At 65.0% G+C, this 24,641-nt stretch carries 21 protein-coding genes; 13 read left to right on the plus strand and 8 right to left on the minus strand.

Annotation, left to right across the window (positions count from 1 at the left end; genetic code table 11):
- Window positions 1-483: a GNAT family N-acetyltransferase gene (locus tag AB7008_RS12395; RefSeq protein WP_304494140.1), complete on the plus strand. Its 483-nt coding sequence runs from the start codon at window positions 1-3 to the stop codon at window positions 481-483.
- 135 nt (window positions 484-618) lie between these two features.
- Here AB7008_RS12395 and AB7008_RS12400 read toward each other — a convergent pair whose 3' ends face one another.
- The 6 genes from AB7008_RS12400 to AB7008_RS12425 form a co-directional block, all read right to left on the minus strand.
- Complete coding sequence (locus AB7008_RS12400; RefSeq protein WP_304492974.1) at window positions 619-3,018, minus strand: TonB-dependent receptor; 2,400 nt, start codon at window positions 3,016-3,018, stop codon at window positions 619-621.
- A gap of 147 nt (window positions 3,019-3,165) precedes the next feature.
- On the minus strand, window positions 3,166-3,570 hold the full coding sequence (locus AB7008_RS12405) for a DUF2946 family protein (RefSeq protein ID WP_304492975.1): 405 nt from the start codon (window positions 3,568-3,570) through the stop codon (window positions 3,166-3,168).
- A 145-nt stretch (window positions 3,571-3,715) separates the two neighbouring features.
- Window positions 3,716-5,779, minus strand: coding sequence for a hypothetical protein (locus tag AB7008_RS12410; RefSeq protein WP_441258882.1), 2,064 nt, complete (start codon window positions 5,777-5,779; stop codon window positions 3,716-3,718).
- 142 nt (window positions 5,780-5,921) lie between these two features.
- Complete coding sequence (locus AB7008_RS12415) at window positions 5,922-8,735, minus strand: DUF4159 domain-containing protein (RefSeq protein WP_441258883.1); 2,814 nt, start codon at window positions 8,733-8,735, stop codon at window positions 5,922-5,924.
- Window positions 8,732-9,676 (minus strand): DUF58 domain-containing protein, encoded by a 945-nt coding sequence (locus AB7008_RS12420; protein ID WP_441258884.1) that lies wholly within the window; start codon window positions 9,674-9,676, stop codon window positions 8,732-8,734. Before AB7008_RS12420 ends, AB7008_RS12415 begins: the two co-directional genes overlap by 4 nt.
- Window positions 9,676-10,674 (minus strand): AAA family ATPase, encoded by a 999-nt coding sequence (locus AB7008_RS12425; protein ID WP_014497412.1) that lies wholly within the window; start codon window positions 10,672-10,674, stop codon window positions 9,676-9,678. Before AB7008_RS12425 ends, AB7008_RS12420 begins: the two co-directional genes overlap by 1 nt.
- A 258-nt stretch (window positions 10,675-10,932) precedes the next feature.
- Here AB7008_RS12425 and AB7008_RS12430 point away from each other — a divergent pair, with 258 nt between their 5' ends.
- From AB7008_RS12430 to AB7008_RS12455, 6 genes are all read left to right on the plus strand, one after another.
- On the plus strand, window positions 10,933-11,544 hold the full coding sequence (locus AB7008_RS12430) for a DUF1285 domain-containing protein (RefSeq protein ID WP_441258885.1): 612 nt from the start codon (window positions 10,933-10,935) through the stop codon (window positions 11,542-11,544).
- Window positions 11,541-12,212 (plus strand): CoA pyrophosphatase, encoded by a 672-nt coding sequence (locus tag AB7008_RS12435; protein WP_248881668.1) that lies wholly within the window; start codon window positions 11,541-11,543, stop codon window positions 12,210-12,212. Before AB7008_RS12430 ends, AB7008_RS12435 begins: the two co-directional genes overlap by 4 nt.
- A complete protein-coding gene (locus AB7008_RS12440; protein WP_014497409.1) occupies window positions 12,209-12,472 on the plus strand; it encodes a DUF6111 family protein in 264 nt (87 codons plus the stop codon). Before AB7008_RS12435 ends, AB7008_RS12440 begins: the two co-directional genes overlap by 4 nt.
- Window positions 12,473-12,482: 10 nt before the next feature.
- The gene (locus AB7008_RS12445; protein WP_441258886.1) at window positions 12,483-13,739 is read left to right on the plus strand and encodes a CCA tRNA nucleotidyltransferase; all 1,257 of its coding nucleotides are present in this window, start codon (window positions 12,483-12,485) and stop codon (window positions 13,737-13,739) included.
- Window positions 13,736-14,506 (plus strand): sulfite exporter TauE/SafE family protein, encoded by a 771-nt coding sequence (locus tag AB7008_RS12450; protein ID WP_028158256.1) that lies wholly within the window; start codon window positions 13,736-13,738, stop codon window positions 14,504-14,506. Before AB7008_RS12445 ends, AB7008_RS12450 begins: the two co-directional genes overlap by 4 nt.
- A 285-nt stretch (window positions 14,507-14,791) precedes the next feature.
- On the plus strand, window positions 14,792-16,993 hold the full coding sequence (locus AB7008_RS12455; RefSeq protein WP_304492980.1) for a PQQ-dependent dehydrogenase, methanol/ethanol family: 2,202 nt from the start codon (window positions 14,792-14,794) through the stop codon (window positions 16,991-16,993).
- Between the two features lie 52 nt (window positions 16,994-17,045).
- Here the strand turns inward: AB7008_RS12455 and AB7008_RS12460 are convergent, their stop codons facing one another.
- On the minus strand, window positions 17,046-18,053 hold the full coding sequence (locus AB7008_RS12460) for a class I SAM-dependent methyltransferase (protein ID WP_441258887.1): 1,008 nt from the start codon (window positions 18,051-18,053) through the stop codon (window positions 17,046-17,048).
- Window positions 18,054-18,631: 578 nt separating this feature from the next.
- On the opposite strand from AB7008_RS12460, the gene AB7008_RS12465 reads away from it, so the two are divergent.
- From AB7008_RS12465 to AB7008_RS12485, 5 genes are all read left to right on the plus strand, one after another.
- Window positions 18,632-20,098 carry an amidase family protein gene (locus tag AB7008_RS12465; protein ID WP_441258888.1) on the plus strand — a complete coding sequence of 489 codons (1,467 nt, stop codon included), beginning with the start codon at window positions 18,632-18,634 and terminating at the stop codon, window positions 20,096-20,098.
- A 149-nt stretch (window positions 20,099-20,247) separates the two neighbouring features.
- Window positions 20,248-20,829: a TetR/AcrR family transcriptional regulator gene (locus tag AB7008_RS12470; RefSeq protein WP_028158252.1), complete on the plus strand. Its 582-nt coding sequence runs from the start codon at window positions 20,248-20,250 to the stop codon at window positions 20,827-20,829.
- A 235-nt stretch (window positions 20,830-21,064) separates the two neighbouring features.
- On the plus strand, window positions 21,065-21,445 hold the full coding sequence (locus tag AB7008_RS12475) for a nuclear transport factor 2 family protein (protein ID WP_441258889.1): 381 nt from the start codon (window positions 21,065-21,067) through the stop codon (window positions 21,443-21,445).
- A 13-nt stretch (window positions 21,446-21,458) separates the two neighbouring features.
- The gene (locus AB7008_RS12480) at window positions 21,459-22,388 is read left to right on the plus strand and encodes an NAD(P)-dependent alcohol dehydrogenase (RefSeq protein WP_441258890.1); all 930 of its coding nucleotides are present in this window, start codon (window positions 21,459-21,461) and stop codon (window positions 22,386-22,388) included.
- A 106-nt stretch (window positions 22,389-22,494) separates the two neighbouring features.
- Window positions 22,495-23,193: a helix-turn-helix transcriptional regulator gene (locus tag AB7008_RS12485; protein ID WP_441258891.1), complete on the plus strand. Its 699-nt coding sequence runs from the start codon at window positions 22,495-22,497 to the stop codon at window positions 23,191-23,193.
- Between the two features lie 54 nt (window positions 23,194-23,247).
- Here the strand turns inward: AB7008_RS12485 and AB7008_RS12490 are convergent, their stop codons facing one another.
- Window positions 23,248-23,574, minus strand: coding sequence for a hypothetical protein (locus AB7008_RS12490; protein ID WP_028158248.1), 327 nt, complete (start codon window positions 23,572-23,574; stop codon window positions 23,248-23,250).
- A 98-nt stretch (window positions 23,575-23,672) separates the two neighbouring features.
- On the opposite strand from AB7008_RS12490, the gene AB7008_RS12495 reads away from it, so the two are divergent.
- On the plus strand, window positions 23,673-24,608 hold the full coding sequence (locus tag AB7008_RS12495; protein ID WP_441261203.1) for a LysR family transcriptional regulator: 936 nt from the start codon (window positions 23,673-23,675) through the stop codon (window positions 24,606-24,608).
- Window positions 24,609-24,641: the final 33 nt, after the last annotated feature.

Genomic DNA, 24,641 nt, shown 5'->3' on the forward strand with positions numbered 1-24,641 from the left:
ATGCAGGTGCGGCCCGTTGATGCCGGTGAAGTCGATCATCTCGCTGAGCTGTGGCACGATGCCTGGCATGGATCGCATGCCTCGCTTGCGCCGCCAGAACTGGTCCGCCTCCGCACGCTCCCGAATTTTCGCGATCGGCTGGCGGTCATGCTTCCCGGCATCCGCGTCGTCGGCCCGGCCGGCGCGCCGCTCGGCTTCTGCGCCGTCAGGGCTGACGAATTGTATCAGCTCTTCGTATCGCCGAAGGCGCACGGCGCGGGCGTGGCCGCGGCGCTGATCTCCGACGCAGAAGCCCGCCTTGCCGCGCGCGGCGTGGAGCTGGCGTGGCTGGCCTGCGCCGTCGGCAATGCGCGCGCTGCGCGGTTCTACGAGAAGAGCGGTTGGCGCAACGCCGGCACCTTCGTGATGATGACGGACACCTCGAACGGGCCGTTCCCCGTCGATCAATGGCGCTTCGAGAAGCAGCTGACGCGCAGCCCGTAGCCCGGATGGAGCGGAGCGCAATCCGGGAAGGTCTTTCTGTCAGGTGAGAAACCCCGGATTTCGCTCCGCTCCATCCGGGCTACGGCTCACTTAACGCGCGTGTGCCGGGGCCCGTGGGCCCCGGCTGTCGCAAGGCTAGAACTTGAAGTTGGCGAACGCCCTAACGCCGATGCCGGGCATCAGAACCTCGTCCTTGGTGTAGGACACCGAGTTGCGGATGTTTTCGTTGAGGAGATTGTTGCCGACGACGCCGGCCGTCATCTCGCGCGCACCGAACAGACGCGGATCGAGCTTGGTCTTGTAGCTGACCTCGGCCTTCAGCAAATTGTAGCCCGGCGTCGGCGTCTCCGCGATCACGGCGACGTTGTTCTGCGCGAAAGCGTGCAACAGGTTGACGCGCATCAGCCAGTTGTCGTCGCGCCAGAACACGCCGCCGCCCATCCGCAAGGGCGGAATGCGCGGCACGTTGGTGCCGTCGGTGAAGGTGGCGCGCACCACGTCGAACTGGTTCTCGATGCCCCAGATGCCGCCCTGGAACGCGCCGACGTCGAGCTGCGACTGGAATTCGCCGCCGCGGAAATTGGCATTGCGTTGCGAATAGACGGCCTGATTCAACTCGGCGCCCGGCGTGCCGCAGGACGCGAAACTGTCGTCGCACATCACGCCGGTGAGGCGGCGAAAAATGAAATTGTCGAAATGCGTGTAGTAGACGGTCGCCTCGAACCGGAACGGCCCCGTCGCCTTGCGCAGTCCAACCTCGACCGACTCAGCGGTCTCGATCGTGAGGTTCGGATTGCCGATGTCGAACGTCGCGGTCGCATCATGCGCACCGCGCGAGAACAGTTCGGCCGGCTTCGGCGCGCGCTCGACATATTGTGCGGTGATGCTGCCGACCATGCCGCCCGGCAGGTCCTGCAACAGGCCGATGCTGCCGCTCTTCGGCGTGAAGGACGGATTGCGTGCGATGCCCACCTGCGGCGTGCCGTCGGGTAGATAATCCGGCGGGAAGTTCGGCGTCGTGCCGTGCAGCTCGACATGCTCGATGCGGCCGGCGATCTGGGCTCGCGTCGCGTCCGTGAACTTGAACTCGTTGAAGGCGTAAGCGGCAACGCGGGTGTTGTTGTTGGGGTCCCACAGGCCGTTGAACAGCGTACCGGGATTGTCAGGGCTCGGCGCGGTCAATTCCTGATGGCCGGCCTGGAAGCCCAGCGCCGTCGTCACTTCGGCGAAGCGTGCGTTGAACGGCATCAGCTGCACCTCGGTGCGGATCTCCTGCTCCTTGTTGGTGAAGGTCTGCCGCACACCGTCGGTGTTGGGATCGGCGGGATCGGCAAGGCCGATCTCGTTGTGCCGATAGTCGGTCGCGCCAGCCCAGAAGCGGATGGCGTCGATCGCAGCGGAGTCGGGATGGTATTCGCCCTTGACGTTGATCTTGGTCTGGTGACCGTCGATCCGCGTGTTGTGGTCGGCGCCGTCGATGCCGGGGATGTGGTAGAGCGAGTCGTTCTGCGTGATCGACGCGCCGATATAGCCGCCCTGGAAGAAGTACGAGCCGCCGATCGAGGCGCCGTCCGTGCGCGACGCCGAATTGGGCTGGCGCCCGTTTGTGATGGTCCGGGTCTGGTCGGTCAAATAGGGGTAGCTCGGGATGCCGTAATCCGTCGTGTTGCGGCCATAGACGTCGGCATGGAACGCGAAATTGCCGGCGCCGGTGTCGAGCAGCACGCCGCTCTCGACACCGCGGTCGACCGAGCTGAACGCGCTACGGGTTTCGGCGGTGACGCAGGGCGTCGTCGCGGCGCTCGCGAGCGGCGCCTTCACCGGCATGCCATAGGTCTGGAACGGCTGAGCGCCGCAGCTCGGCAGCGCATCCGGAATCCGGTTATTGGTGGCGCTGACGATGCCGCCGATCGAGGTCGAGCCGTAGCGAAGTGCAGCCGGCCCGCGCACCACCTCGACCTGATTGGTCGCGAGCGTATCGACCGGGACGAAGTGATCCTCGCCGAGGTCGGATGCGCCGTTCGAATTGGTGCCGTTCTCGACGATGCCGACGCGGTTGACGTCGAGGCCCCGGATGACCGGCCGGCTGGAGGCACCGGGCGCAAAGCTCGAGCCGGTGATGCCCGGCTTGGAGAACAGCAGATCGCCGAGCTGGCCGCCGCCCTCGCGGCGGATCTCCTCGTTCGGCACCACCGTGACGGTGGCGAACTGGTTGGTCACGATCGGCAACACGCCCTGCTGGGGTGCGGCGGCCGTCGCGGGCGCCGCCGGCGCAGCTTCCGCCGTGCGTTGCTGGCTGCGCGACCGTCCGGTGCGCGCGACATGGACTGGGCTGCGGGTCGGCACCACCCTGCGCACGATCGGGCTCGGCGCCGTCACGGTGACGGAGGGGAGCTCGGTCGATGATTTATCCTGCGCAGGCTGTTGTACCGGCGCTTGTACCGGCTCTTGGGCGAGCGCCGATGTGGCGGCGGCGCCGAGCAGGAGCAGGCTGGCTCCGCCCAGACGCTGCACGCGTCGCAATTCAAATGACATGGTCCTGATTCCAGTCAGGCGCCGTCCGCGAGATTTGGTGCTGATCGGAGGCGGCCTGCCGTCGCAGCGCGACGGAATTCGACTTCAACTGCTCCCGTGCGTTCGCCTGAAAGCGGCGAGCCGGGTGTGATCAAGCGCTGTTGGAAGTCAGGACGCGGGAGGAGCGCGGGGCTGGAACGCCGCGCCGGCCGATTTCAGATGGACGAATTCGGCATCGGTGGTGAGGTGAAGCAGCTCGATCGCCTGCGGCAGCAGGAGCACAGGCGGCGTCGCGGATACGATGGTACCCGCCATCGCGACCACGGCGCAGATCGCGCAATTATCCTCGCCCGGCTGCTCCCGGTCGGGGCCGGCGGGCGATTGCTTCTGGACCGCGGCGCGGTCGATCGAAGCGATGCTCTCGCTGGTGTCGGTCTGCTGGAGCAAGGACTGGGCGAGGGGAGCGGCCTGGGCGAACCAATGGCTGTGGCCGAACGTCAGCGCGAACTGCACCAGCATCGCGAACAACGCGAGCCGGGAGCCGTGCCTGATATTCGACCGGAACCACTTCATCTGGAAAAGCCACCCCACATCGCGAGGCGCCGATCCCGTCGGCTTCCTGCGATGTTATAATGTAACATCGCAGGAACGGTCAGCTTATGTCAACGGAAGTCAGACGATCTCACGCGGGCGGCCGCGCGATGTGTCGTTCGGGCAACTAGCGCCCTTCGCGGACCCAGGTGGCGGCGAACGCACCGAGCAGCAGCAGCAGGCCGATCAGGCCGGCGAAGATCGGCAGCACGCCGACGCCTTTCACGACGCTGGCGTCGCGCATCCGCACGCCCATCCAGCCATCGCCGGCGAAGACGCTCGCCGAACGCACCGGCACGATGCGCGGCAGCTCGACGCTGGTGCCGTCGACCACGCGCACGGCATTGCCGCCGGTCGCCTGCGCCAGCGGCTTCAGGGTTTCAGTCGTCGAGGTGACTTCCGAAAACTCCTTCGGATTGGTCGGGCCGACATTGATCAGCGCCTTCAGCGTGCCGTCGGTCGCCTGCCACAGGCCGAGTTCGCTGGCCGGCAGGCTGGCGCGCCACTCGCCGGGATCGGCAGGCGCGAGCGTCAGGTCCTGCGATACGCCGGACGGCGAGGTCACGCTGACCGGCTGGACGCTGTCCGACATGGTCTGGCGCACCACGACGAGGTCCTTGCCCTGCACCTGGAGGCGCAGCGCCTCTTCATCGAGGTCAGGCTGCTTCATCAGCCAGTGCGACATCCGCCGCAAGAGATCGAGATGCGGACCGCCGCCTTCATAGCCGCGCGCCCACAGCCAGATGTGGTCGGAGAGCAAGAGCGCGACGCGGCCCTCGCCGAAGCGCGACAGGAACAACAGCGGCTTGCCGTCGACGCCCGTCATCACCGGCGGGTTGACCGCATTGCGGGTGTCGACGGTGCGGAAGAAGCGGCTCCAGCGCGGCGGTTCGGAGGCCGAGCCTTCGAGACCGCGCGTGACCGGATGGCGTTTGCCGATCTCCGACAGATGCGCATAGAACGGCTTTTCGGTCACGCCGACGGGTTCTGCCGGCAGCACCGAATCCAGCGGCGTACGCCAGATACTGGTGTTGGAGGCATAGTCGGGGCCGGCCGAGACCAGCACCGCGCCGCCCGCGCGGACATAGCGCGCGATGTTGTCGAAATAGGCGATCGGCAGCACGCCCTGGCGGGCGTAGCGGTCGAAGATGATCAGCTGGAATTCGTTGATCTTCTGCTGGAACAGCTCGCGGGTGGGAAACGCGATCAGCGACAGCTCGTTGATCGGCGTGCCGTCCTGCTTCTCCGGCGGACGCAGAATGGTGAAGTGCACGAGGTCGACGCTGGCGTCGGACTTCAGCAGGTTGCGCCAGGTGCGCTCGCCGGAATGCGGCTCGCCCGAGACCAGCAGCACGCGCAGCTTGTCGCGCACGCCGTCGATGGCGACGACGGCGCGGTTGTTCACCGGCGTCAGCTCTTTCTCGAGCGGCGAGGCCTCGATCTCGACGATGTTCGGCCCGGCATGCTTGATATCGACGTCGACGCTTGCGCTCTGGCCGCTCGATAGCGTGCGCTCGCCCAGGACCTCGCCGTCCCTGCGGATCGTGACCTTGGCGCGCTCGCCGCTGACGCCCTGATCGTCGAGGCGGTAGGTGATGGTCTGGGTCTGTCCGACGATGCCGAAGCGCGGGGCAGCCGTGATCGCGATGCGGCGGTCGCGCTCGTCCTTCTGCCCGGTGATCAGCGCGTGCACCGGCGCCTGGAAGCCGAGCCCGGCGGTATTGGCCGGGATGTCGTGGACCCGGCCGTCGGTGATCAGGAACGCGCCGGCGACGCGATCGACCGGCACGTCCGACAGCGCGGTGGCCAGCGCCCCGAACAGTTTTGTGCCGTCGGTCTCGCCATCGGCCTGTCCGGCGTCGACGACGCGGACCTCGAGGCCCTTGATCTTCTTTAGGCTGTCGACCAGCGCTTCCTGCGCTTGCGCGGCCTCGCGATTGCGGTTGCCGAAATTCTGGCTCGGGCTCTTGTCGACCACGACGGCAGCGACCGAGGTGAGCGGATCGCGGTCCTCGCGGGTGAAGGAGGGGTTGGCGAGCGCCAGCAGGAACAGCGCCAGCGCGGCGACGCGCACGGCTGCGCCGCGCGCGCGCGCCACCAGCAGCACGAGCGCAACGACCACGATCGCGGCCAGCGCGAGCCACAGGACGATCGCGGGAACAAGCGGCGTGAACGCAATGCCGTAATTCATGTCACAAGCCTATCTGCATCGTCGTGGCCGGGCTTGTCCCGGCCATCCACGCCTCGCCACGCGGCACGAACAACGTGGATGCCCGGCACAAGGCCGGGCATGACGGCTTCTGTTTGACGGGTATCGAATTTCAAAACCCGCATCATTGCCCCAACCGTTCGATCAGGGCCGGTGCGTGCACCTGGTCGGCCTTGTAGTTGCCGGTCAGGGTGTACATCACGATGTTGGCGCCGGCGCGGTAGGCGAACTCGCGCTGGCGGGCGTCGCCGCCGGACATCGGCAGCATGAACTGACCGTCGAGCCGCTGCGCCCAGGCGCCGGCCAGATCGTTCGAGGTGATGATGATCGGCGAGACGCCGTCGCCGCCGCGGGCCGGCCGCTGCGCGCTGTCGTCATCCTCATCGCGCGGCAGGGCCTCGACCCAGGTCTGGCCGGTGCTGAAACGGCCCGGGAAGTCGCGCAGCAGATAAAAAGTCTTGGTCAGCACGTGCTCGCGCGGCACCGGCTCGAGCTCGGGCACGTCGAGCGACGACAGGATCTCGCGCAGCGTCTGCATGCCCGGGGTCTGCGCGGCGCCATTCTCGCCGGGCGGCGCTTCGATCGCGTCGCGGGTGTCGAACAGCACGGTGCCGCCCTGCTTCATGTAGGCGTCGATCTTGTTGATGGCATCCTGCGGCGGCTTGGGCGCGCCCGGCACGATCGGCCAGTAGATCAGCGGGAAGAAGGCAAGCTCGTCGCGGCCGGGATCGATGCCGACGGGATCGCCGGCCTCCAGCGCGGTGCGCTGCGCCAGGAACTGCGTCAGACCGGACATGCCGGCCTTGACGATGGAATCGACGTCGGCATTGCCGGTGACGACATAGGCGAGGCGGGTTTGCGACACCGCCTTCATGGCGAACTCGTCGGAGGCGCTATCGGCGCGCGACGGCGCCGGCGCAAGCGACACCAGGCCGGCAAGCGCCAGCCCGACGACGATCATGGCCGTCGCGGCGCGCCGGCGCAGCAGCGCGGCGATCCCGCCGCCGAGCACCGCGACGATGATGGCGTCGATCAGGAACAGCGCGAGTGCCGTCGACAGCAGCCAGCCGCGCAGGTCGCGCGGTTCGGCATTGGTGTAGGTCGCGTGCCGGGCGCGCAGGCCTGTGGTGTTTAGCGCTGCGATGCGGTCGGAAGCTGCGAGCGTGTTCACGGCGAGCGGTCCTTCTGCCGGACCATAGAAGCCGGGCGGATGATCGGGCGTAGCGCGGTCGCGATAATCCGCGGGCAGCGGCTTTGCGGTGGCCGGCGGCGGACCGAACGCGCCGAAGCCGTCGAGGATGTGCAGCGGCGCCACCGTCTCGGTGCTCGCCTCGGCCGCGACCCCGGGCCCGGGCTTGGCGGTGTAGCCGGACATGTCGACGACCCGGCGCAGCATTTCGACGAAGGTGCCCGACATCGGCAGGTCAGACCAGCGCATGTCGGCGCTGACGTGGAACAGGCTGACCAGGCCCTTGCCGCGATGCTCGCCGGTGACGAGCGGCGTGCCGTCTTCCAGCGAGGCCCAGCTCTTGGTGGCGAGCACCGCGTCGGGCTCGGCCAGCACCTGGCGGTTCACGGTAACGTCCTTGGGGACTGCGACGCCGGCAAACGGGCCGTTCGCCGCGAAGGCGGCGAGATGCTGCGGCTTCTCCCAGGTCAGGCTGCCGCCGAGCGTGCGGCCGCCCTTGCGCAGCTTGACCGGCACGAGATCGTCCTCGGCCTGTGCCAGCCTTGGTCCGGCGAAGCGCACCAGCACGCCGCCCTGGTCGATCCAGGCGTTGAGGCGCTCGCGGATTTCGGGAGCGACGGTGCCGACATCGGCGAGGATGATCATCGGCAGCTTCTGGTCGAGGAATTGCGTGATGCCCTGCTGCGGCGAGCCCCGGTCGGCGAGCCGCACGTCGGCGAACGGCGCCAGCGCACGGGTCAGGTAGAAGGTCGGCGCCAGCAGCGGCTGCGCGGTCTCGCTGGTCGTGCCGGTGACGATGCCGATGGCGCGGCGGCGCCACCGCTTGTCGAGCAGTTGCACCGCGCCGGCCGAACGCTCGCCCGATATGTCGAGCCGCGTGATGTCGTTGCGCAGCTCGACCGGCAGGTCGAACGAGGCTTCGGTTTCCTTGTCCTGCGGGCCGAACGAATAGCGCGCTTCGCCGATCGGCGAGGACTTCTGGTCCAGCGCGCGCACGGTGCCGACGGCGATGCCGCTGTCGGTGCGCAGCACCTTCACCGTCATCTTGGCGGCGGCGTTCTCGGCGGCGACGAGCGCCAGCGGGGAGGACGTGCCGCCTTGGAACACCGTCAGGCTGCGATCTCCGATGGTCTTGCCGAGGCCCTGCACGAAGTCCTCGCCGCGGCCGGTATCGACGCCATCCGACAGCCAGGCGATCTCGCAGTCGCCGGTGGCCTTCAGGAAACGGTCGATGGCGGTCAGGGTTTCAACGCGATCGATCGAGTAGGGCTTCGGCGCGAGCTGGCGCAGTGCGACGCGCGCCGCACCCGCCGGCATCAGGGTGATGTCGCGGTTCGGCTCGGACAGCGGCACCAGCGCGATGGCGCGGCGGTCGTTGTCGGCGTTGGCGATCAGCTCGTCAGCGGCCCTGACCCTGACATCCCAATGCGATGCAGCGCTCCAGCCGTCGTCGAACATGATCATCAGCGGTGCCTTGCTGCCGGCGGCGCCCGTTTGCGGATTCCAGATCGGGCCGGCGGCGGCGAAAATGACGAGGGCCGCAGCCAGGAGCCGCAGCGCGGTCAGCCACCACGGCGTCCGCGAGGGCGTCTCTTCCCTTGGCGCGATGTCGAACAGCAGGCGCGTCGGCGGAAACTCGATCCGGCGCGGCCGCGGCGGCATCACGCGCAGCAGCCACCACAGCACGGGCAGGCTGACGAGGCCGATCAGGAGCAGCGGTTCGGTGAAGGCGAGCGGCAATCCCATCATGCGGCCGGCCCCACCTTGATCGTCGTGGTGCGGGTGCCCGACTTGCTCACCTGCATGCCGGCATGCAGGAACAGCAAGAGCTCGGCGGCGGAGCGGTCGGTCGTGTGGGTCGTGAACAGCCAGTTGAGCCTGCTGGTCTCGGCGCGGATCTGGTCGCGGTGCAGCGCGAGCCGCGCGGTGTAATCCTGCGCCCAGCTCTCGGCGCGGCCCGCCGTGATCACGCCGAAGCCCTCGGGCTCGACAAACTCGATGCGGCCGGAATAAGGGAACGACTCTTCGGCGGGATCCACCACCTGCACCATCGTGCCATGCGCGCCGGAGCCGGACAGGCCCGCGAGCATGGATTTGATCTCCGCGATCGGCGACCAGAAATCCGACAGCACGATGATCTCGGCGAGCGCGGAAGGCACGAAGGACGGCGGCAGGCTCAGCCGGCCGGCATCGTCATGCAGCATCGCCTGCGCCATCTTGTCGATGACGCTGCGGCTCGCGGTCGGCGCCATTAGTCCGGGAATGCCGACGCGTTCGCCGCCCGAGACCAGCAGTTCGGCCAGCGCGAAGGCAACGATCAGCGTCCGCTCGAGCTTGGATTCGCGTGCGGTCTTGGAGGCGAACGCCATCGAGGGCGAGCGGTCGGGCCAGATCCACACCGTGTGCGAGGCTTCCCATTCAAGCTCGCGCACGTACAAATGGTCGTCACGCGCCGAGCGCCGCCAGTCGACGTTCTGCGCCGGCTCGCCGGAGACGAAGCGGCGGTATTGCCAGAAATTTTCACCCGAACCGGCGCGGCGCCTTCCGTGCAGGCCGTGGATGACGTTGGCAGCGATACGGCGGGCCTCGAGCACCAGGCGTGGCAGCGAAGCGGCGAGCGTACGGCTTTCGCCATCGGCACGTCGGATCGCGATGATCTCCTTCGCTGTGTGCCCGTTGTCTGCGGCCATCAACCGATCCGAGCCTTCAATTGCTTGATCACGTCCGGAATCGTGCGGCCCTCGGCGCGCGCCTGGAACGTCAGCGCCATGCGGTGCTTCAATATGGGCTCGGCGAGGTCGAGCACGTCGTCGATCGAGGGCGCCAGGCGTCCATCGATCAGCGCGCGTGCGCGCACGGCGAGCATCAAGGATTGGCTGGCGCGCGGGCCGGGACCCCAGGCGATGAACTTGCCGGTCTCGCCGCTCTCCTCGCCCGGACGGGCCGAGCGGACCAGCGACAGGATCGCTTCCACCACGGAATCGCCGACCGGCAGACGGCGGATCAGCCGCTGCGCGGTGATCAGCGCTTCTGCGTTCATCGATCCCCTCGCCAGCGTCTCCTCGGCACCCGTGGTCTCGAACAGGATGCGGCGCTCGGCGTCGCGATCGGGATAGTCGACGTCGATCTCCATCAGGAAGCGGTCGAGCTGGGCTTCCGGCAGCGGATAGGTGCCTTCCTGCTCCAGCGGGTTTTGCGTGGCGAGCACGTGGAACGGCTTCGGCAGGTCGTGACGCGCGCCGGCGACGGTGATGTGCTGCTCCTGCATCGCCTGGAGCAGCGCCGACTGCGTGCGCGGGCTGGCGCGGTTGATCTCGTCAGCCATCAGCAGCTGCGCGAACACGGGACCGGAGATGAAGCGGAAGGAGCGCTTGCCGGCGGTGCTCTCGTCGAGCACTTCGGCGCCGAGAATGTCCGACGGCATCAAATCCGGCGTGAACTGGATGCGCTTGGCGTCGAGACCCAGCGTGACGCCGAGCGTCTCGACCAGCTTGGTCTTGGCGAGGCCGGGCACGCCGATCAGCAGCGCATGACCGCCGGAGAGGATGGTGACGAGCGTGTTCTCGATCACACGATCCTGGCCGAAGATGACGGACGCGATTGCGTCTTTCGCCGCGCGGATCTGGCTCGACACCTGCTCGGCCGAACGGACGATTCCGTCTTCCAGTTTCTCGACACTTTCCGCCATCCGTCAGCTCCTTAAAGTCCGCCACGCGGCCCGCTTGCGTCGTCAAGTCATCAAAAGTCGCACATGGGCCCTATGCTAGACTTGCAGGAAGGCCATGTATTCGTTGAATTAACCTATCCCCACCTTATCGGCTTAGGGATATGTAGGGCATCACGAAGTGGCGACCTCCACACCGGGCTAATCCGGTGTGGAACCGCGCACCCGGGTACAACGTAAAACGTGCACCAATCGTGCCAACAGACAAAGTCAGGGCAAACCATGGCGAACCAAGGGCAGAGCGCCGATCGCGGTCTTGAGGGGCTGACTGCCGCCGCCAAAAGTGCTGCCAATGCCGATGGCGCCACGAAGGGCCTGCCGCCGGTGCATCTGTGGAATCCGCCGTTTTGCGGCGATCTCGACATCCGAATCGCGTCCGACGGTACTTGGTTCTACATGGGCACGCCAATCGGACGGCACGCCCTGGTCCGCCTGTTCTCGACGGTCCTGAAGCGCGAGGGCGACAAGCATTTCCTCGTCACGCCCGTGGAGAAGGTCGGCATTCGCGTCGACGACGCGCCGTTCATGGCGGTCGAGATGCAGAAGGACGGCGAGGACAACCATCGCGTGCTCCGCTTCCGCACCAATGTCGACGACTGGGTCACCTGCGATGCCGCGCACCGGCTGCGCTTCGAGCAGGCCAGGGAGGGCGGGCTGACGCCGTACCTGCATGTCCGCGCCGATCTCTGGGCCAAGGTCACCCGCGCGCTCTACTACGATCTGGTTGACATGGGTGAGGAGCGGATGGTCGATGGCCAGCCGATGTTCGGCGTCGAGTCGGCCGGTAAATTCTTCGCCATGGCCGACGCGGAGCAGGTGAGGGCCGCACTTTGAACAAGCCTATCCTGAAGAGCGGTCCGGTCGTGATCGGCGCGGCCGATTTCTTCGCCCGATCCGGGGCGAGGCTCGGCTTCGACGTGCCGCCCGGCCTCTACGATCCGAACATCATCCCCGCCTCGGGCGATCCCGGCACCGACAAGATGCTGGAGATCGTCGCGCGCGAGCAGCCGGTGCGGCCGGCAGCGGTCCTGATCGCCGTGGTCGACCGTCCCGAGCCGACCATCCTGCTGACGCAGCGCTCGGCGCATCTCAACGACCACGCCGGCCAGATCGCTTTCCCCGGCGGCAAGATCGACGCCACCGACGCCTCGCCGCTCGATGCCGCTCTGCGCGAGGCCGAGGAGGAGGTCGGCCTGTCCAGAGACTTCGTCGAGCCGATCGGCTACCTCGATCTCTACGGCACCGCTTTCGGCTTCCGCATCCTGCCGACGGTCGCCAGGGTGCGGCCCGGCTTCGAGCTCACCATCAACCATTCCGAGGTTGATGATGCCTTCGAGGTGCCGTTATCCTTCCTGATGAACCCGGTGAACCACCAGGTGCACAGCAAGGAATTCCGCGGCATGGAGCGGTTCTACTACGCGATGCCGTTCGCGGAGCGCTACATCTGGGGTGCGACGGCCGGAATGCTGCGTGTGCTGTATGAGCGGATCTACTCATCATGATCCGGCCGGTTCTGACCGAGATCGGAATCTTCCTCATCCCCTTTGCCGTCTATGCGCTGTTCCTGGCCGCCACCCGCTCCGGCCTGTTCGCGCGATCGTCCTGGCCGGTCACCGTCGTGGCGCGCCTGGTCCTGGCCGCGCTCGTGCTTGTCATCGCGGGGCTGATCGGCTTCGCGCATTTCTCCGGCGCCGCACCGGATTCGACCTACGTTCCCGCCCATATCGAGAACGGCAGGCTCGTGCCTGGCGTGGAAAAATAGGGGCTGGACCATGAGCGCAGAGCCGTTACTCGCCAAGGCGCCCTGGCTGACCTCCGGCGGCACGGCGCGCGTGCTGGCGCTGCTCAACGCCGACGGCGAGGAAGGGCGCGTGGTCGGCGGCGCCGTGCGCAATGCGCTGCTCGGTCTCGTGCCCGGCGACATCGACATCGCAACCACCGCGTTGCCCGACGAGGTGATGCGCCGCGCCAAGGCTGCCGGCATCAAGAGCGTGCCGACCGGCATCGACCACGGCACCATCACGCTGGTCATCGACGGCCAGCCCTTTGAGGTCACGACGCTGCGCGAGGACACCGAGACCTTCGGCCGCAAGGCCAAGGTCGCGTTCGGCCGCGACTGGGTGAAGGACGCCGAGCGCCGCGACTTCACCATGAACGGATTGTCGGCCGATGCGACCGGCGTCGTCTACGACTATGTCGGCGGGATCGCGGATGCGGCCGCGCGGCGCGTGCGCTTCATCGGCGATCCCGACCAGCGCATCGCCGAGGACTATTTGCGCATCCTGCGCTTCTTCCGCATCCACGCCGCCTTCGGGGCCGGCGAGCCCGACCGCGACGGCTATCTCGCCTGCATCCGCGGCCGCGCGGGGCTTGCGAGCCTGTCGTCCGAGCGGGTGCGCATGGAGATGCTGAAGCTGCTGGTCGCCCACGGTGCCTCCGACGCCGCGCTCGCGATGGCCGATGGCGGGTTGCTGCAAGCGCTGAGCGGGGGCGTCGTCTATACCGGGCCGCTGTCGGCCATGATCGCGATCGAGGCAGAGCTTGGCTTGCCGGCAAGCAGCACGCGGCGGCTCGCCGCGCTGACGGTCGCCGTGACCGAAGATGCCAAGCGCGTCGCCACGCGCTTGCGGCTCTCCAACGCGGAGGGCAAGGCGCTGGATTCGATGGGGCACCGCTGGTGGCGCTTTGCCACCAAGGACGAGGCCAATGCGCGGCGGTTGCTCTATCGGCTGGGCGCGGAGCGCTATCACGATCGCGTGTTGCTCGCCTGGGCGCGGGCCGGCGGTGACGTCGGATCGTCGCACTGGCGTGCGCTCGCCGAGCTGCCGCAGCGCTGGACTGCGCCGAAATTTCCGCTTCGCGCCGCCGACTTCATCGCCCGCGGCATGGCGGAAGGACCCGCGCTCGGGCACGTGCTGACGCTTGCCGAGGACGCTTGGCTTGCGGCGGATTTTCCCCTAGAGGAAGCCGCGCTCGCTTCCATCGCCGATCAAGCAGCGGCACGCGTCAGCCGCGATGAGAGAACGTGACAATCGTCTCAGGCTTCGCCGACATCTCGATCCTTCAGCTCCTGCTGGTCGCGTTGATGGCGTTGTTTGCTTCGATCATCGGTGGTCTCGCCGGCTACGGCACCGGCGCCCTGATGCCGCTGGTGCTGGTGCCGCTGGTCGGCGCCGAGCCCGTGGTGCCGATCATCGCGATCTCCGCGATCTTCACCAATTCGAGCCGCGCGCTCGCCTATCTGCGCTATGCCGACCGCCGCCGCGCGCTGATCGTGCTGGCCTGTGCGGCGCTGACGACCGCGCTCGGCGCCTACGGCTACACGCGGCTGACCAATGCGGGCGCAGCACTCGTGATCGGCTCCATGCTGATCCTCAGCGTGCCGCTGCGCCGCGTGCTCCGCCGTCGCCAGGTCAGGATCGGCGACACCGGCCTTGCCGCCGGCTCCGTCGGTTACGGCGTGCTGGTCGGCGGCACCTCCGGCTCCGGCGTGATCCTGCTCTCGCTCTTGATGGCCGCGGGCCTCGAAGGCGCCGCCGTGATCGCGACCGATGCGATGATCTCGCTCGGCACCGGCCTCATCAAGATCTCGGTGTTTGGCCTCGCCGGCGCCGTCACCGCGCAGGTGCTGGCCTTTGCGCTGCTGATCGGCGCGATCGCCATCCCCGGCGCGTTTCTGGCAAAGGCCTTTGTCGAGCGGATGCCGGTGCATATCCACACCGCCATTCTCGACGTCGCTGTCATCACCGGCGGGCTGGTGATGATCTCGGCGGCGGCAAGGTCGCTGATCGCATAATATGTCCCTTCGAGGACGGACATTCCGTCCCAAATGCTTGCACGCCACCAAATGCTAGCCGAAACACCCGATCCTGATCACCAAGGGTTGAAAAGATTTTCGCCGATGACAGCCGTGGTGGCCGGTGGGCCAAGCAGGACGCTTTCTTACAACTGCAATCGGGCATGTCAGGACTGAAATGCTTCAGTAGCACCGTCGGGGCAGGTTTGAGACTTCATATCAACGGAGACGGGCGCAGGCATGCGCACGCACCGTGGTCTCGACGTGCACGGAGGAGGGTGAGGCATGGGACGATCCAACACAGAGTGCCAATGGCCTGAAAAAAAGTCGAGCAATCGGTCCAGGATTCAGATTGCCTTCCGTGAGATCAGTGCCGCCCTTGTTCTTTTTCCTGCTCTCTTTCTCGTTCTCCTGGGTCTTTCCCTGCCTTTCAGTGCATGGGCGCAGAGTGGGACCGACGCGAAGTCGGACCGCATCAAGGCGAACATCTCCAGAGTCGACAGCGACTTCATTGAAGCCAATACGAAGACGTCCAGAAATTGGCCGACCGTCGGCCTCGACTACGCCGAAACGCGGTTCAGCAAGCTCAATCAGATCAACACCGACAACGTCAGGGATCTCGGGCTCGTCTGGAGTTACAATCTGGAATCATCGCGCGGCATCGAGGCAACGCCCCTCGTCGTCGATGGCATCATGTATCAGTCGGCCCCCTGGAATGTGGTCCATGCCATCGACGCGCGGACCGGGACAAAAATCTGGTCGTTCGATCCGGGTGTTGACCGGTCAAAGACCTATCGCGGGTGCTGCGACGCTGTCAGCCGTGGTCTCGCACTCTATAAGGGCAAGGTCTTCGAAGCCGCCTATGACGGGCGCCTGATCGCGCTCGATGCCGCGACCGGGGCCAAGATCTGGGAAACGGACACGCTGATCGATCACGCGCATTCCTACACGATCACCGGCGCGCCGCGCGTCTTCAACGGCAAGGTCGTGATCGGCCAGAGCGGTGCCGAATATGGTGTGCGCGGCTACGTCACGGCCTACGACAGCGAGACCGGTCATCAGCTCTGGCGCTGGTTCACCGTGCCCGGCGATCCATCGAAGCCGTTTGAAGACGCCTCGATGGAAGCCGCGGCGAAGACCTGGGATCCCTCAGGGAAGTATTGGATCAACGGCGGCGGTGGCGCGCCATGGGACTCGATCACGTTCGATCCCGATCTGAACATGGTCTATGTTGGCACGGGAAACGGCGGTCCCTGGAATCGCAAGCTTCGCAGTCCGTCGGGTGGCGACAATCTCTATCTGGGCTCGATCGTCGCGCTCAACGCCGACACTGGCCGGTATATCTGGCACTATCAGGAGACGCCCGGCGACAATTGGGACTACACATCGACCCAGCCGATGATCCTGGCCGACATCAAGATCGACAATGTGCCGCGCAAGGTGATCCTGCACGCGCCGAAAAACGGCTTCTTCTTCGTCATCGATCGTACCAACGGCAAGTTCATCTCGGCGAAGAACTTCGTCGATGTGAATTGGGCGACGGGATACGATGCCAACGGACGGCCGATCGAGCTGCCGGCGGCGCGCGACGCAGATCAATACGAGTCGATTCCGGGACCGGACGGGGCTCACAATTGGCAGCCGATGTCGTTCAATCCGCTGACCGGCCTCGTCTATCTTCCGGCGCAGCACATCCCGGTCAATCTGTCGCCGGAAAAGTCGTTCGTGCAGAATGCTGCTGCGCCGGGCAAACTCGGCGGCTTGCTGGGCGGGAATATCGGTTTCGTTTTTAACCCTCCGAAGTCGGCTCCATTCGGACGTCTGCTCGCCTGGGATCCGGTGCATCAAAAGGAAGTCTGGCGCGTCGAGCACGTGTCGCCGTGGAATGGCGGGACGCTGACCACCGCCGGCAACCTGGTTTTCCAGGGGACGGCGGATGGCCGCTTCGTCGCTTATGATGCGGCAAACGGAACCAAGCTGTGGGAAATGCCGACCGGCACCGGCGCGGTGGCGGCCGCCGCAACCTACATGGTTGACGACAGGCAATACATCTCGATTGCGGTCGGCTGGGGCGGCTCCTACGGCCTGACGCATCGCGCGACCGAGTACCAGAACCCGGGAACGATCTACACCTACGCACTCGGCGGCACGGCGAAGCTGCCAGCGTTCGTCAAATATCAGACCGATGGTCTGCTGCAGGGCGTGAAGTACGATCCGAAGGACATCAGGGAAGGCGGCGAGATCTATGTCGCGGCAGCCTGCGTCGCCTGCCACGGCGTGCCTGGCGTCGGCCGCGGCGGCAACATCATCAATCTCGGCTACGTCAGCGCCGAAGAGATCGCCAATCTGAGGCATATCCTCTTCCACGGTCCATTCCGTGACCTGGGCATGCCGGATTTCAGCGGCAAGTTGACGGAAGGGGACGTCGGGAAGCTCCAGGCCTTCATACAGGGAACCGTCGACGCCATCAGACCGAAGAGCAGGTGATGAGCCGGCAGGCGCTGCGGCAGCGAGCGGCCCGTTCGACCGTGGTCGCTCGTCACGCGCCTTTGTCGATCTTCACCCAGAGCGCACTCCCCAGCGTCGATGAGTTCCTGGCCGCGTAGGCCCATGCCGGCAAGCGTGATGGTGCAAGCGCAAGTGCGATCACGGCTTGCCCAATCCGCTGCGCTTTGCTTCGCGGCAGGCCGCGCACGAACTCACTGACGCTGCCAGGTTTCTCTGCCCTGCGCAAAAAGCTGTCCACGATGTCTTCCCTGAGGAACTTCAGGGGGGTGAATGGCTCCCGCTCGCAAATGCTCAATTGCAGGCCGTGTCGTCGGCATACCGCATCAAACGCGTCCTTCGTCCAGCGGCCGATGTGGTTCGGCGGCATGTCGATGAGCGATCCGTGGCCCTCCATGTAGTGCGTTCGGATATCATTCGGCACGGCGATGAAGACAGAGCCTTGCGCCTTGAGAAGGTATTTTAATCGCGCGAAGACGTCATCCACCCGGTCCATGTGCTCGAATACCTGGAACATGAAGATGACGTCGAAGGCCTCCTTCATCGGGGTGAAGCCATCCTCCCGCAGGTCGACCGAAAAGGTCTTGTAGCCTTTCGATCGCAACGCCTGTTGCGCTGCTTCGTTGTAGTCGACCGCGTAAATATCGGACGCGTGAAAGAGTTTGTCCTTGATGTGATCGAGAAAATAGCCAAACCCGGCCCCGACATCGATCGCCGTTTTTCCGGCAGTGCCGAGGCCGTTCAGCGCCTCGATCGTCCTCGCATACTCCCATTTCATGGTTGGATAGGAAGGGTGCGGTGCGGCCAGGTTATAAAACTCGGCGCCACCCGCGACGAACGGATCTGCAAAACCGAATCCGCAATCGGCACATTTTCGGATATCGCAGGTGTCGCGGCCCCAGAGCAGCGACAGGTGGCGGATTAACTTTCGAGACCGATCCGGATACTGGCGCGGACTGACGAAGGATCGAGAGGCCTGATCTGCGGTGACTTCGAACAATTTGGCAGTTGATGCGCTGCCACATGCTGGACAGGTGCTCATCTCTCCCGACCTCATTCGGGTCTTTCGGTCGAAAGTGGTTGCGGCCAATTGTCTCGCCATCATTCAGCGACCAATTGTCTCGTCATCATTCAAATGAAGGTTGGCGGAGCGCGAGGTCCGGGGCAGCAGGGGGCTATCGCATTGAAGAAAACGCGATTGGAAAGCGATAGCCCTGCGGGGCCGCCGACAGGCGGAGGCAGGCCAGTTGCAGCGCGAAGGCGTCGATCCCAACAGCGGTCGCTCACCCCGGGAAGACCGGAAGTTACCGGTCACGGTTTTACGTGGGTGGCCTACACCTGCTGAAGAGCGCTGTGGCCAGATTGGCTTCTGACATCACCGATCCTCTCGGGATGCATTCCGGGGACGACCGCTTGTGGCCCAAGCAGAGGTCGCCGTTGAAGCCAATCATTGCCCGCAATCGATCGGTCCGTCGGCACCTCACGCTCATGTGTCCCCGGCGAGGCTGCCGCTCTATTGAATTACGATCGTAATTTAATATGATGACCATCATGGCATCGGACCGATGCCGCTGTTGGGCGGCTGCGGGGTGCCGCCAAACAGTTCCTTGCGAGGATTTCATGGACGACACGCGCACGGCTTCACGCCACATCGCATCGCGAGAAACCACAGATGTCGCCTCGCTTGGGCTCGCGACCGCTGCAGCAGCGGTTCGCAACGGCGACATCACTTCGGAGGCCTACACCGCGGCGCTTTTACAGCGCGCCCGAGCGCTTGCCGAACTGAACGCCTTCATCACCATCGACGAGGCCGGGGTGCTGGCGGCCGCGAGGGCCGCAGACAAATCGCGTGCGGCCGGATCGGCGGCCCCGCTCCTTGGCGTGCCGCTCGGGGTGAAGGACAGTTATTTGACGAAAGGGCTACCTACCAGCCTGGGCGTCGAAGGCCTCGCTCATTTCGTGCCGCGCGAAGATGCCGACGCTGTCCGGGCCATTAAGGGTGCGGGCGCTTTGATCTTCGGCAAGAACAACCTCGTCGAGATGTCGTACGGCTTGACCGGTCACAACGCGCGTTACGGCCAGGTGAAGAATCCGCACGCACGAGATCGCGTGTCGGGCGGCTCCTCGAGCGGCTCCGCCGCATCCGTGGCCGCTGGCCTCGTTCCCGCGTCCCTGGGCGGTGACACCGTTGGGTCCATCCGGGTCCCCGCATCGTTCTGTGGCGTCGTGGGATTCAAGCCAACCACCGGGCGTTGGCCGCGGCACGGCGTTGCGCCGATCTCTCATACGCTCGACACGACGGGCGTGTTCGCTAGAAGCGTTGAGGACTGCATTCTGGTGGATCAGGTCGTGACGGGTGAACAGGCCGCGGAGTCCTCCGACGGCGGCTACGGCCTGAAGGGAGCCCGGCTGGCCTTCGCGCCGCGACAGTTCCTGGATCTGGTGGATTCAGAAGTCGAGACCCGCTTCCGCGAGGTGGTTCGGCGTTTGCAGGACGCCGGCGCCGAGATCGTTGAAGTAGACCTTGGCGACGATTTCAATTCCCTTGTCCAAACCGCGACATGGGGCATCTTCGCTCATGAGACGATGGGCGCAATTTCGGAGTTTCTTCGCCGTCACGACATCCCGACCACGTTCGAAGCCATTTACGAGGGCCTTAAGCCCCAACTTCGGCAGGCGTGGGAGCACATCGCACTGCCGGGTGGCGCGGGTGCTACCTCGGCGGAGGCCTATCAGACTGCGCTCGACGTGAGCCGGCCGGAAATCCAGCGCCGGCTCAACACGGCGTTCGTCTCTCATGGGGCGCTGGTCATTCTGCAACCGACCACGCCCTGCACGGCGCCTTTGATCGAGGAGCAGGCAACCGTCCATATCGCGGAGCAGGAAGTTAGCGACCTCGCTTTGGCGAACCACACCGTGTCGGCAAGCAGCGTGGGGTTGCCCGGTATCAGCCTTCCTGTTGGCTTGTCGCGCGCGGGGCTGCCGATTGGGCTCGAGCTGGATGCCCCGTTAGGGAGCGACCGGGGGCTTCTAAACCTTGCCCGCGGCATCGAAGGCATTTTGGGCGCAGGGTCGCGTGCGATCTAACGTCGTGATCGACCAGCATCCGTTTTCTGTCAGTTTGGCGGCGGCGATAATGTCGATCCAGTAGCCCAGCAACTTGATCGCGATCTCCAGGCTTTTCCGGAAGCGGCCGCAGCGTAACGGCCGCGGGAAATTGGTGGAGAGGAGAGAAGATGCGCTTCGAGAAAGGTCATAAGGCGGCGACGCGACGGCACATCATCGATGTGGCGTCGAAGCGCATGCGCCGGAACGGCATCTCCGCCGCCGGGATCGCCGGGATCATGGACGAGGCCGGCCTGACCAAAGGCGCATTCTCTCCGCACTTCGAATCCAAAGACGCGCTCGTTCGCGAGGCGCTAGCGAGCGCGCTCGACGACCAGCAACATCGCCTCGATGAGGATCAGCGGAGAGGCCTGGACCTTGAGGGCGCGATCCGGAGATACCTGAACCGCGCACACCTCGAAGACCCGACGGGCGGATGCCCCTCGGCGGCGTTGCTCCCCGAAATCGCCCGACAGCCCCTGTCCACCAGGAAAGATTACGAGAAAGGGTTGCGAAGCTACGTTGCGACATTGGCCGCACTGCTTCCTGACGCAGATGCCGCAGCGAGCCGCCGCCGCGCGACCGCCATTTTCGGACTCATGGTGGGCACCCTTCAGTTCGCGCGGGCCGTGCCCAACGCTGCGCAGGCGGAGCAGATCCTGGAAGGCGGCGTTGAGGCTGCCTTGCACTTGGCACGAGTTCCCTCTCCGTAGAATAGGAGGCCGGGAGAGGCTCAGGCTGGAGATCGTTGTCCGCAAAAATCCGAGGTCAGCTTTTGGCCATTCTGCGACATCCAGCGATGTCCGCTATTGCGCGGAGGAGCGGACAGCGGAGGCAGGCCGGTCGCGGCGCGAAGGCGCCTTTGGCAGCGCCGATTTCCTACTGCCAGAATCTGTCACTGGCCTGCGCTAGGTCTTCTTTCAGGGCATTTTTACTGAAAGGAAGACGATGAAAACTCAAAGCAACGGACAGGCGCTGCAGATCGCCAAAACCTACATCGAGGCCATCGCCAGCAGGAGCGTGGATACGATTACTTCCGTGTCGGCGGACGACGTTGTTTGCACGTCGCCACGCGGGCGGATCGCCGGCGTGCAGAAGTTTCGCGAATTCCACGAGGGTTTCGCCCGCATGATCAAGAAGGTCACGGTTCTCGCCGCCTACGGCGACGATGAGCAGGCTGTCGTCGTTTACAGCGCGGACACTCATCCGGTTGCCAACGCCGTCGTCGCGGAACTCCTCAAGGTGAAGAACGGCAAGATCGCATCGACCGAAGTGATCTACGACGCGACTCCGTTCGCCGCCTACACGGCGACGGTCCAACCGCACTAAGGCACGATCGACCATGAAACGGATTCAATATGACAGCTACGGCGGCCCCGAAACGATGAAGCTCGAAGCCTTCGAGCTGAAGGCTCCGGGGACCGGCGAAGTCGCGGTCAAGGTCAAGTTCGCCGCCATCAATCCCATCGATTGGAAGGTGCGCAATGGCTATCTCAAAATGGTGACGGGAAAGAAATTTCCGCGCGCCATGGGCAGCGATTTTTCCGGCATCGTGACCGCTGTCGGCGCTGGCGTCACGCGCTTCAAAATTGGCGATCCCGTGTTCGGCATGGCGCAGATAAAGCATGGCGGCGCGCTTGGCGAAGCCGTCATCGCCCCCCAAACCTTCGTCGCCAGGACGCCGGATTCGGTCTCGTTCGAGGACGCGGCTTGCCTGGCTACGCCGGGGGTCACCGCTTGGAACGGCCTCGTGGACAAGGCTGCCCTGAAATCCGGTAGCCAGGTGTTCGTCAACGGCTGCACCGGTGCTGTCGGCGAGGCCACGGTGCAGCTCGCAAAGATGTTCGGGGCGACCGTCGCGGGGACATGCAGCGCGCAGGCGATGCAGCGAGCCCGTGACCTGGACGTCCAGCCTCTCTTCGATTATCGGGCCGCCGATCTGTCGAAGATCCGTGAACGCTTCGACGTAGTGTATGACACGGCGGGAACGATGGCGGTTGCTGCCGGGGTTGGCCTGCTTCGCGAAGGCGGCGTGTATCTCGATATCAATCCAGCGCCAATCAAGTTCATCCGTGCGATCTTCAACCGGAAGCTCAAGCCGATCGTCTGTACCGCGCGGGCTGATATCCTTGACGGCCTTGCCGTCGCTTCGGGGAATGGAAAGCTGCGCTTGCCAATCGCTGAGACCGTGCGTCTGAACGATGCGATCCCGCTCATCGCGGCGCTTGAAGCCGGGCACAAGCTCGCCGGAAAGGCCGTGGTGGCGATGTAAATGCGGTCTGGGCCAGTGAGGCGGCGCGGCCACTCAAAGCGCCGCCGCCGGTCGCCCGCGATGCCTTGCTGCCAATTTTTGGCAGGATTCGTGCTAGACTTGGTCCATGTCGAAGAGCCAGCGATTATTCGACCTCATGCAGATCTTGCGGCGGCACCGCACCCCGGTGTCGGGCAACGACCTTGCGGCTGAGGCGGGTGTGTCGTTGCGAACGATTTATCGCGATATCGCCGACTTGCAGGGCTTGGGCGCACAAATCGACGGCGAGCCTGGCTTCGGCTATGTCTTGCAACCCGGCTTCCTCCTTCCTCCCCTGATGTTCTCGGAACAGGAAATCCAAGCCTTGGCGCTGGGCGCCCAATGGGTATCGCGCCAGACCGATGATGAGTTCGCGCTGGCGGCGCGTGACGCGCTCGCCAAAATTGGCGCGGTCCTCCCCTCGGAGCTGCGACACAAGCTTGACGACAGCGCCTTTCACGTGGGGCGCAGGCCGAAGCAGCCCGAAGCCGTCGACCTTCGCGTCGTGCGGCAAGCCATGCGCGACCAACACAAGCTTTCCATTGTGTATCGGGACCCGCAGGGCGCGAAGACCACGCGGATCATCTGGCCGATTGGCGTCGGCTTTTTCGATTCCCGGCGCATCATTGCCGGCTGGTGCGAAATGAGAAAGGACTTCCGCTCATTCCGGGCGGATCGGATAGAAAAGATCAAGCTCAGGACGGAACGCTATCCCGGTCGCCGACGCGATCTCGTCAAGCAATGGCGGGCTCAAGTCGACGCGGAACGTCGCAAGGCTCTCGGCTGACCTCACCACCGGGTCCGACGCCATGAAAATTACCGCGCCCGCTAGGCACGAACCTTAGTTCGTGACGGGCGCCGCCTTGCGGACCAGCACTTCGTTGCCCGCCCGGCTGATTTCAAGCGCACGTGGCTGCTGGGACGTTGAGAGAACAACGCTTTGGCCTGGCGCAAGAACAGAGACTACGCGGATTGGCGTTCCCGTCTCGCCCTGAGCAAGCGTCGTCACGACATGGAACCCATCGCGCTCAACGGTGTAGTAGGCGACGCCGGACACCCCGCCGAGATCGATGCTCTTTGCCTGAATTGGCCTGAGGCTATCTGCATGAGCGGTTCCAAAAGCGGCTAAGGCTAGTGTGGCGGCCAAAAGGCTACTGCGGATTGACATGTTGATCTCCTTTAGCTGGGCGGTGGGCCACGCCCTCCGCTCCCTTGCCACGTAAGATGGACGGCCTATGTTCATTGATCAAACAGATTGGATCGATGATGGGTATCGATGCCGTCAATCTAAGCCATCTCGACTTAAACCTACTGGTTCACCTCGATGCCTTGCTTCGCGAACGTAGCGTCACGCGAGCTGCGGGCCGCGTAGGCATTGGTCAGTCGGCGATGAGCCACAACCTCGCCCGCCTGCGCGACCTGTTCGGCGACGAGCTTCTGACGCGCGGTCCCGACGGCTTGCGCCTCACTCCTCGTGCAGTGATGCTGGTAGAGCCGGTGCGGACTACGCTGTCTCAAATCCAAACGATTGTCTCACGCGACGACGCATTCGATCCAGCGACGGCAGAGCGGACCTTCAGGTTCGGACTCCCGGACAGCATGGAAATCCTGATCCTTCCCGCTCTCCTCGCACGCCTGCGCGAGGTCGCGCCTGGCGTCCATCTGCGGCTCTACAACATCGACTCGTCGAGACTTCTGGATGATCTCGATGCTGACGAACTGGACCTCGCTATTGGCTATGACGTCTTTCCTCAGGGCCAGATCCACCACAAGCGGCGTCTGCTGTTCAACGAGAGCTATCTGTGCATGTTCAACGCGGAGATAACGGGCATCACCGACGCCCAAATCTCGCTCGAAGATTATGTGCGGTTACCTCATGTTCTCACGAGCCTGCGGCCGGGCCGGACTGTGCGCGGCGTGGTAGACGATGCCCTTGAGAAACTAGGATTGCGGCGGACGGTTGTCCTGACCACGCCTCGCTTCCTCACTGTCCCTGCCTTGGTGGCACGCGCACCTGTCGTCGTGACAATGCACGCGCGGCTGGCTCGGTTGTTCGCCACAGAACTCGAGCTTAGCCTGAGCCAGCCTCCGGTGGATTTGCAGGACGTAGCTGTTTCACTGCTCTGGCACGCTTCCTACGATCACGATCCATCTCATGTGTGGCTGCGTCAGATCTTGGTGGAATTGGTCTCCGAGCTTTGAGCTGGCCGCCACCCGGCGTGGAGCGGTGCCGAC

Origin of the sequence: Bradyrhizobium sp. 521_C7_N1_3, from assembly GCF_052075975.1 — a bacterium.
GTDB lineage: Bacteria > Pseudomonadota > Alphaproteobacteria > Rhizobiales > Xanthobacteraceae > Bradyrhizobium > Bradyrhizobium japonicum.